The organism is Streptomyces sp. SID13726 (assembly GCF_010548375.1).
Classification (GTDB): Bacteria; Actinomycetota; Actinomycetes; order Streptomycetales; family Streptomycetaceae; genus Streptomyces.
On the sequence record NZ_JAAGLY010000003.1, the window covers coordinates 88,152 to 97,865 of the forward strand.

The 9,714-nt window shown below is 74.5% G+C and carries 1 protein-coding gene; it reads right to left on the reverse strand.

What is annotated here, in order from left to right; translation table 11 throughout:
* Positions 1-142: 142 nt before the first annotated feature.
* A complete protein-coding gene (locus G3I78_RS08255; protein WP_164422191.1) occupies positions 143-9,646 on the reverse strand; it encodes a type I polyketide synthase in 9,504 nt (3,167 codons plus the stop codon).
* Between the last annotated feature and the right edge of the window lie 68 nt (positions 9,647-9,714).

Here is a 9,714-nt window from a genome sequence, read left to right on the forward strand (position 1 = left end):
TTCACCCGCTGACGGCTCTGGTGCAGATCGGCCGTCACCCGCTTGAGGTAGTCAAGCAGCTTCTGCTCGTCGGTCATGGCTACTGGCCCTTCTGGGTCTTACGTCGTCGGTTCGTGGCTCGGCGGGCGGCGGCGCGGCCGGTTCAGGAGTCGTCGGCCGTGAGCTGGCTGTCGATGAAGGCGAACACCTCGGCCGCGTCGGCGTCCTGGAGGCGTTCGGCGACGCCGCCGGAGCCTTCGTCGGGGTTCTGGGAGGCCGGGCCGCCGCCCGGGGCCAGGCGGCCCAGGACGTCGCCGAGCCGGACGGCGACCAGGGACCGGGTCTCGTCGTGTTCGGGCAGGGCGTCGAGGAGGTCCTGGAACCGGTCGAGCTGGCCGAGCAGCGCTTCCAGACCGCCGGGTGCGTCGCTGGACAGTTCGCTGCCGAGGTGGGTGGCCAGGGCCGTGGGGTTGGGGTGGTCGAAGACGAGGGTGGTGGGCAGGGTGAGGCCGGTGGCCGCGCCGAGCCGGTTGCGCAGTTCGACGGCGGTCAGCGAGTCGAAGCCGAGGTCCTTGAAGGCGCGGCCGGGCGGCACGCCGTCGGCCGAGCCGTGTCCGAGGACCAGGGCGGTCTGGCCGCGTACGAGGTCGAGCAGCGCGTCCTCGCGGGCCTTCGGGGGGAGTTCCGCGAACGCGGCGGCCGGTGCCGTCGCCAGGGCGCCCGGTGCGGCCGTCCGCTGGTCCGACAGGTGCCGGGCCTCGGGGAGCAGGTCGAACAGACGGCTGCGGCGGGTGGCGGTGAAACCGGGGGCGAAGCGCTGCCAGTCGATGTCGGCGACCACCAGCAGCGGCTCCTCGTCCCGCAGCGCGCTGTCCAGGGCCAGGACGGCGGGGCCGGGGTCCATCGGCGGCAGGCCGATCCGCCGGTTCCGTTCCGGGTCGGCGCCGCCCGTGGTCGCCATGCCGCCGTCGGCCCAGGGCCCCCAGGCGATCGCCGTGGCCGGGAGACCGAGGGAACGCCGGTGGCGGGCAAGGGCGTTGAGGAAGGCGTTGGCGGCGGCGTAGTTGCCCTGGCCCGCTCCCGCGAAGGTCCCGGCGATCGACGAGTAGAGGACGAACGCGGCGAGCGGCCGGTCCCGGGTCAGCTCGTGCAGGTGGAGCGCGGAGGTCGCCTTGGCCCGCAGCACGGTCTCCAGTCGGGCCGGTGTGAGGTGGTCGGCCACGCCGTCGTCGAGGATCCCGGCGGTGTGGACGACGGAGGTCAGCGGATACCCGTCGGGGATGTCGGCGAGCAGTCGGGAGAGCGCCTCGCGGTCGGTGACGTCGCAGCTCGCGACGGTCACCCGGCAGCCCTGGTCGGCGAGTTCAGCTCGCAGTTCCCCGGCGCCCGGTGCGTCCGGGCCCTGCCGGCTGACCAGCAGCAGGTGTTCGGCGCCGAGCCGGGCGAGTCTGCGGGCGGCGTGTGCGCCCAGCGCGCCGGTGCCGCCGGTGATGAGGCACGTGCCCGGGGGTACGGCGGCCGGTTCCCGGTCGGTTCGGCGGATCCGCTCCAGGCGCCGCACGTGGACACCGCTGTCGCGGACGGCGATCTGGTCCTCTCCGTCGGGACGCGCGAGCAGTCGGCACAGCCGGTCCATGGCCGCGTCACCCGGAGCCGCGGGCAGGTCGACGAGGCCGCCCCACAGGTCCGGTGACTCCAGCGCGACCGCCGTGCCGAGTCCCCACAAGGTGGCCTGGCCGGTTCCGGTGGCCCGGTCTTCCTCGGTCACGGCCATCGCGTCGCGGGTGGCGGACCACAGGGGCACGGCGTGCGTGCTGTCCCGCAGAGCGTGCAGGAGGGTGAGGCTCGCGGCCAGTCCGGACGGCACGGACGGGTGCTCGGGGTGCGGCTGTTCCGCCAGGGCCAACAGCGACAGAGCGCCCGCGAACCCGGCTGCGACTCCTGTGCGCGCGGTGTCGATCCGGCCGCCGTCGGAGCCGTTTCCGGCAGCTGCCAGGCGGGCGGCGAGCAGGTCGCGGTCGTGGCGCTCCGTCTCGTTCAGGGGCAGTTCGGTCACGGCGGCACCGGCCCGCCGCAGCGCGGCCCGGCAGGCCTCGACCAGCGGCTCGTCGGTGTGTTCGGCGGGCAGGACGAGCAACCAGTGACCGGTCAACGGGCGTTCGGCGGGCGGGTGTACGGGCTGCCAGGTCAGGCGGTAGTGCCAGGCGTCGGCGGCGGAGCGTTCGCGGTTCCGGCGCCGCCAGGACGACAGCGCGGGCAGGGCGTCGGCGAGAGCGTCCAGTCCCTCGTCGGCGAGCGAGGCCAGGTCCGCGCCCTCGACGGCCTCCCAGAACCGCCGGTCGACGTCGTCGCCCCGCCCGGCACCGGTCTCCACGGCCGGAGCCGTCTCGGGCCAGTAGCGAGTGTGCTCGAAGGGGTAGGTCGGCAGCTCGACCGGTGGCCCGCTCGTTCCCGCGAAGACCTCCGCCCAGTCCAAGGCCACGCCCCGCACGTACAGTTCGGCCTGCGCGCGGGCCGCGCTCGCCCCCTCGGCACGGTCCCGGCGCAGGACCGGTACCCCGGTACCGGCGGGCACGAGCGCCGACAGGACCGCGTCCGGGCCGAGTTCGACGAACGTCCCCACTCCCCGACCGGTCAACGTCTCGACACCATCGGCGAATCGGACGGTCTCCCGGACGTGGCGGACCCAGTAGGCAGGCGAGCGCAGGTCTTCGGCGGTGGCCATCCCACCGGTGAGGTTGGAGACGACCGGAATACGCGGAGCCGAGTACGTCAGGCCCTCGGCGATGGAACGGAACTCGTCCAGCATCGGGTCCATCAACGGCGAATGGAACGCATGACTGACCGTCAGCTGCTTGACCCGCACGCCCTGTTCACGCCAGTGCGCCTCAAGTTCGGCAACAGCAGCAGCCTCACCGGAGACCACCACCGACGACGGTCCGTTGACCGCCGCGACCGCCACCCGCTCGTTAAGCAACGGCAGGACATCCGCTTCGGGCGCCTCCACCGCCAGCATCGCGCCACCCTCCGGCAGCGCACCCATCAACCGACCACGAGCCGCCACCAACGCGCAGGCATCCTCCAGCGACCACACCCCCGCCACATACGCGGCCGTGACCTCACCGATCGAATGACCGGCAACGAAGTCAGGGACGACACCCCACGACTCCAGCAACCGGAACAACGCGACTTCCACAGCGAACAGAACCGGCTGCGTGAACTCCGTCCGGTCGATCAGACCGGCGCCATCCGCTTCCGCGAACAACACCTCCCGCACACCCTCGAAGTGCGCACACACCTCGTCCAACGCAGCCGCGAACACCGGATAGGCGCCGTACAACTCCCGCCCCGCACCCACCCGTTGACTCCCCTGCCCCGAGAACAGGAACGCGACGCCGCCGTCCTCGCGGGGCGGTGCGGTCACCAGGCCCGGCGCTTGACGTCCTTCGGTCAGGGCGGTGAGGGACTCGGTGAGTTCGGTGTGGTCGTGGGCGACGACGGCGGCCCGGGTCTCCAGTGCCGCGCGGGTGGTGGCCAGTGAGCGGGCGATGGCGGGCAGGTCGTGTTCGGGGTGCCGGTGCAGCAGGGCGAGGAGGGCGTGGGCCTGGTCGGCCAAGGCTTCGGGGGTGCGGGCGGAGAGCGGCCACGGGAGGTCGGTGCGGTGTCCGCCGGGTCGTTCCGCGGGTTCCTCCGTCGGCTGCGGGGACTCCAGGACGACGTGGGCGTTGGTGCCGCTCACACCGAACGACGACACTCCGGCCCGCCGGGGTCCGTCCCCGTCCGGCCATGGGCGGGGCTCGGTGAGCAGCCGTAGCGCGCCCGACGCCCAGTCGACGTGCGGGGAGGGCTCCGCCACGTGCAGGGTGCGGGGCAGGGTGCCGTGCCGCAGGGCGAGCACCATCTTGATCACACCGGCGACTCCGGCGGCGGCCTGTGTGTGGCCGATGTTGGACTTCACCGAGCCGAGCCACAGCGGCCGTTCGGTGTCGCGGTCCTGGCCGTAGGTCGCGAGCAGGGCTTCGGCCTCGATCGGGTCGCCGAGCACGGTTCCGGTGCCGTGCGCCTCGACCGCGTCCACGTCGGAGGCCGACAGGCCGGCGCTCGCCAACGCCTGCCGGATCACGCGCTGTTGGGAGGGGCCGTTGGGCGCGGTGAGCCCGTTGGAGGCGCCGTCCTGGTTCACCGCGGAACCCCGTACGACCGCCAGCACCCGGTGTCCGTTGCGGCGGGCGTCGCTCAACCGCTCCACCGCGAGCAGACCGGCACCTTCGCCCCAGCCCGTGCCGTCGGCCGCCGCCGAGAACGCCTTGCAGCGACCGTCGGTGGCGAGCCCCTGCTGTCGGGAGAAGTCGACGAAGGCACCCGGTGTGGACATCACGGTGACCCCGCCGGCCAGTGCCAGGTCGCACTCCCCCGCCCGCAGGGCCTGGGCGGCGAGGTGCAGGGTGACCAGGGAGGACGAGCAGGCCGTGTCGACGGTCACCGCCGGGCCCTCCAGTCCCAGGACGTAGGCCAGCCGGCCGGAGACGATGCTGGCCGCGTTGCCCGTGACCAGGTGTCCTTCGACGTCGGTGCCGGTGGCGGCGAGCAGGGCCGGGTAGTCCTGGCCGTTGGAGCCGACGAACACTCCGGTGCGCGAGCCGCGCAGCGAGTGCGGGTCGATGCCGGAGCGTTCGCACACCTCCCAGCCCGTCTCCAGGAGCAGCCGCTGCTGCGGGTCCATGGCGAGGGCCTCACGGGGCGAGATCCCGAAGAAGCCGGCGTCGAATCCGGCGGCGTCCCACAGGAACGCGCCGCGTCCGGTGGCCGAGGCTCCGGAGGTGAGCAGTGTCCCGGTGTCCCAGCCGCGGTCGGCCGGGAAGTCGGCCACGGCGTCCCGCTCCTCGGTGAGCAGCTCCCAGAACTGTTCCGGCGAGGTCACCCCGCCGGGGAACCGGCAGGCCATGCCCACGATCACGACGGGGTCGTCGGCGCGGACGACGAGCGGCCCTTCGGGGGTGACGGTCCGGCCGGTGAGGCGGTCGGCCAGGTGGCTGCCGAGTTGTCCGGGGGTGGGGTGGTCGAAGACGAGTCCGGCGGGCAGTTTGAGGCCGGTGAGCCGGGTCAGCCGGTTGCGGAGTTCTACGGCGGTCAGGGAGTCGAAGCCGAGTTCGCGGAACGTGCGGGTGGCGGGGAGCGCCTCGGACGAGGCGTGGCCGAGGACCAACGCTGCCTCGGTGCCGAGGAGTTGGGTGACGGTGGCGGCGAGGTCGCGTCCCGTCAGACCGGCGAGCCGTTGCCTCCAGGGCGTGTCGCCGGGTCCTGCCGCCGCGGGCTCGGTGGCGGACGGCGTGGGCAGCAGGTCGGTGAGCAGCGGGGAGGGGCGTACGGCGGCGAAGGAGGGGCCGAAGCGGGCCCAGTCGATGTCGGCGACGGTGACGGCCGCGCGGTCGCCGGTCGCCAGGCGGGCGAGGGCGAGCAGGCCGGCTTCGGTGGGCAGCGGGGTGAGGCCGCCGCGCCGTAGCCGCGCCGCCACCTTCTCGCCGTCGGCCGCGAGGCCGGCCTCGGCCCAGGGGCCCCAGGCGAGGGACACGGCGGGCAGTCCGAGGCCGTGCCGGTACTCGGCGAGTCCGTCCAGGTAGGAGTTGGCGGCGGCGTAGTTGGCCTGGCCGGAGGCGCCCACCGACCCGGCGATCGAGCCGAACAGCACGAAGGCCGACAGGTCCAGGCCGAGGGTCAGTTCGTGCAGGTGCCAGGCTCCGAGGGCCTTGGCCCGCCACGCCTCGTCGAACCGGGCCGGGGTGAGGGCTTCCAGGACGCCGTCGTCGAGCGCTCCCGCCGCGTGGACGACGGCGGTGAGCGGGCAGCTCTCGGGGATCGCGGCGATGACGTCCGCGAGGGCCGCGCGGTCGGCCACGTCACAGGCCGCGACGACGGTGGGGATGCCGAGGCCGGCGACGAGTTCGGCCGCGCCGGGCGTGTCGAGGCCCCGGCGGCCGAGCAGCACCAGCCGCTCCGCGCCGTTCTCGGCGAGCCGGCGGGCCACGGATGCCCCGAGTCCGCCGAGTCCGCCGGTCACCAGCACGGTGCCGGAGGGAGTCCACTCGGCTCCGTCGGCCCGCATACGTGCCAGGCGGCGGGCGAAGAGGCCCGACGGCCGTACGGCGATCTGGTCCTCGGCGCGCTGGTGCAGGGCCCCGTGGAGATGGGCGGCGCCACGGTCGTCGAGTTCCGTAGGAAGGTCGATGAGCCCGCCCCAGCGTTCCGGGCACTCCAGGGCCGCCACCCGGCCCAGCCCCCACAGCGCGCTCTGCGCCGGCTCCGTCAGCCGGTCCTCGCGCCCGGTCGACACCGCGCCGCGTGTCGCGCACCACAGCGGCGTCTCGATCCCGGCGTCGCCCAGCGCCTGGATCAGGGCGAGGCTGGCGAGCGGGCTCTCCGGCCCGGTCCGCGCTGCGTCCGGGGCCTCCGGGGCGATGGCGAGCAGCGAAAGGACGCCCTCCGGCGCCTGTTGCCCTTCGGTCTGCTGGGTGAGCGTGCGCGCGTACCGGTCGCGATCGGGGTCTCGCGGGTCGAGGCGTACGACGGCGACGCGGGCCGCGGTGCGCAGTGCGGTGAGGACGGGCGTCTCGTCCGGGGTTCCGGCCGGGACGACGACCAGCCAGTCGCCGAGCGTGCCGGGTGCGGCGGCGGGGTGCCGTACGGGCTGCCAACGGGCCCGCAGGCACTGGCTGTCCAGCGCTTCGACGGCCCGGCGCCGACGGCGCAGGGAGGCCAGCGCGGGCAGGACGCGGTCGGCGGGCTGGGTGCCGTCGAGGCCGAGCGGTCGCAGGAGGTCGTCGAGTCCGGTGTTCTCCACGGCCTCCCACAGCCTGTCACCGACGGGGTCGCCGCCGGGCAGGGGGGCGCCGGGGGTGGCGGTCATCCAGTAGCGCTGCCGTTGGAAGGGGTACGACGGCAGGGGGACGCGGGTCGGTGTGTGACCGTCGAAGCACGCGGCCCGGTCGACGGTGACTCCGTGCACGAACAGTTCGCCCAGTGCGGCGGCCAGGGCGCGGTGGTCGGGGCGGTCGGCGCGCAGCAGCGGAACGGTGACGAAGGGCGCCGTATGCGGGTCGTCGGGGGTGTCGGCCGCGAGGGCGGACAGCACGGCGTCCGGTCCGGCCTCGATGAGTACGCGGACGCCGCGTCCGCGCAGGGTGGCGAGCGCGTCGGCGAAGCGTACGGTCTCGCGGACGTGGCGTACCCAGTGGTCGGGGTCGGTGAGTTCGCCCGGCTGGGCGAGGCGGCCGGTGAGGGCGGAGACGACCGGGACGGTGGGCTCCGCGTAGGTCAGCCGGGCGGCGACCTGCCGGAAGTCCTCCAGCATCGGGTCCGTCAAGGGCGAGTGGAAGGCGTGCGAGACGCTCAGCCGCTTGACCTTGACGTCCTGGGCCCGCCAGTGCGCCGCGAGGGCGTCGACCGCTTCCGCCGCGCCCGAGATCACCACCGCGCGGGGGCCGTTGACGGCGGCGACTCCGACCTGTCCGCCGTCGGCCGCGTACTCCTGGAGCGTCTTGCGGACGGTGTCCTCGGTCTCCTGGACCGCCAGCATGGCCCCGCCGGGGGGCAGGGCGCGCATCAGGCGGGCGCGGGCGGCGACCAGGGTGGCCGCGTCCGGCAGGGACCACACTCCGGCCAGGTGTGCGGCGGTCAGTTCGCCGATGGAGTGGCCCGCCAGCGCGGTGGGGGTCACGCCCCATGACTCCAGCAGCCGGTACAGGCCGACTTCCAGGGCGAACAGGACGGGCTGGGTGTAGCCGGTGTCGTCGACGAGGGCGGCCTCGGGGGTGCCGGGTGCGGCGAGCAGTACCTCGCGCAGCGGGCGGTCGAGGAGTCCGTCGAAGGCCGCGCACACCTCGTCGACCGCCGCCCGGAACACCGGGCGGGTCCGGTACGTCTCGCGGGTGGCGCCGGCTCGCTGGCTGCCCTGGCCGGGGAAGACCACGGCGGTGCCGCCCTCGACGGGGGTGCCGGTGACGGCTCCGGGAGCCGGGTCCCCGGCCGCGAAGGCGCGCAGTGCGGTGGTCAGCGCCGTACGGTCCTCGGCGACGAAGGCGGCCCGGTCCTCCCAGGCGGCACGGGAGGTGGCCAGCGAGAACGCCACGTCGGTGAGACGATCGTCCCCCGCCGTGAGCCGGTCCGCGAGCCGACCGGCCTGGGCGCGCAGGGCGTCCGTCCCGCGGGCCGACAGCAGGAAAGGCACGGACAGGGGCGCGGCGTCCAGGGAACGGGGCGGCGAGGGGTCGGCGGGCAGCGGCTCGGCGAGGGCGTCCGGGGCGTCGGCCGCGGCCGTGCTGTCGGGGGCCTGTTCCAGAACGACGTGGGCGTTGGTGCCGCTGATGCCGAAGGAGGAGACGGCCGCGCGGCGGGGGCGGTCCGTGTCGGGCCAGGGGGTGGCGCGGGTCAGTACCTCGACGGCGCCCGTGGTCCAGTCGACGGCCTCGGTGGGCCGGTCGACGTGCAGGGTCCGGGGTGCGATGCCGTGCCGAAGCGCCATGACCGTCTTGATGACACCGACCACTCCGGCGGCGGCCTGGGTGTGGCCGATGTTGGACTTCACCGAGCCGAGCAGCACGGGGTGTTCGGGGTCGCGGCCCTGGCCGTAGGTGGCGAGCAGGGCCTGGGCCTCGATGGGGTCGCCGAGGGCCGTGCCCGTGCCGTGGGCCTCGACGACGTCGATCTGGTCGGGGGCGAGCCGCGCGTTGGCGAGCGCCTGGCGGATCACGCGTTCCTGGGAGGGGCCGTTGGGGGCGGTGAGGCCGTTGCTGGCGCCGTCCTGGTTGACGGCCGAGCCCCGGATCACGGCGAGGACGCGGTGGCCGAGCCGCTGGGCGTCGGACAGCCGCTCCAGGACGAGCATGCCGACGCCCTCCGAGCTGCCGAAGCCGTCGGCGGTGGTGGCGAAGGCCTTGCAGCGGCCGTCCGAGGCCAGGCCGCCCTGCTTGTTCAGCTCGGTGACGGTGCTGAGGCTGGTCATGACGGTCACACCGCCGGCCAGCGCCGTCCCGCACTCCTGGTCGCGCAGCGCCTGCACGGCCAGGTGCAGGGCGACGAGCGACGACGAGCAGGCCGTGTCCACGCTCACGGCGGGGCCTTCGAGACCGAAGGTGTAGGCGATGCGGCCGGAGGCCGCGGAGGTGACGTTGCCGGTGAGCAGATAGCCCTCGACGCCCTCGGGCAGGGGGTGGACGCCCGAGGGGTATCCGCTGTACGCCGCTCCGAGGAAGACGCCGGTGCGGCTGCCGCGCAGGGTGTGCGCGTCGATGCCGGCGTGTTCGAACGCCTCCCAGGACGTCTCCAGGACGAGCCGCTGCTGCGGGTCCATCGCGAGGGCCTCGCGCGGGGAGATGTTGAAGAAGCCGGCGTCGAACTCGCCCGCGTCGTGCACGAATCCGCCCGTGCCGTCCATCGCCTCGGCGGGCCAGCCGCGGTCGGTGGGGAACGGGCCCATGGCGTCCCGCTCGTCGACGACCAGCTGCCACAGCTCCTCGGGGCCGCCCACCCCGCCCGGGAGCCGGCAGGCCATGCCGACGACGGCGACGGGCTCGCTCGCGGCCTCCTCGACCTGGCGCAGCCGCTGCCGGCTGCGCCGCAGGTCGGCGGTGACCCGCTTGAGGTAGTCCCGGAGCTTGTCTTCGTTCTCCACGTGCTTCACCTATCGGGAGGTCGGGCCCGCGCGCCCGAGGAGTCGGGTGAGGGCGGTGGCGGGCGGAT